1 protein-coding gene is annotated in these 307 nt (G+C 68.1%); it reads left to right on the top strand.

Features of this window, described 5'->3' with window-relative positions; all coding sequences use genetic code 11:
• Window positions 1–31 precede the first annotated feature (31 nt).
• A partial coding sequence (locus TN53_RS43760) for a sigma factor-like helix-turn-helix DNA-binding protein (protein WP_267886613.1) occupies window positions 32–307 on the top strand: 276 nt, incomplete at its 3' end.

The raw sequence follows: 307 nt of genomic DNA, 5'->3' as shown, positions 1-307 counted from the left end.
GTCCTGTGCTAGCCCTTCGCTCCCGGACCGGATGGACCCTTACGCGGGCCCCGACGAGGTGGCCGAGCCCCAGGACGCCGTCGACCGAGCGGTTCTCCTGCTGGTGGAGACCCTGACTGCGAGGCAACGTGCCGCGTACGTCCTGAGGGAGGGGTTCGGCTACCCGTACGACCGGATTTCCGAGATCCTGCACCTAAGCGTCGTGAAAACCAGGCAGCAGGTCGCACGCGCCCATCGGCGTCTCACCGAGGACCACCACAGGCAGCCGGTCGACTCCGTCGCACACCGGCGCCTCGTACAGGCGTTC

Source organism: Streptomyces sp. WM6386 (assembly GCF_000972385.1).
In the GTDB taxonomy this organism is placed as follows: domain Bacteria; phylum Actinomycetota; class Actinomycetes; order Streptomycetales; family Streptomycetaceae; genus Streptomyces.
Note: the sequence above shows the minus strand (reverse complement) of the source record. Positions and strands in the feature narration are given on the sequence as shown.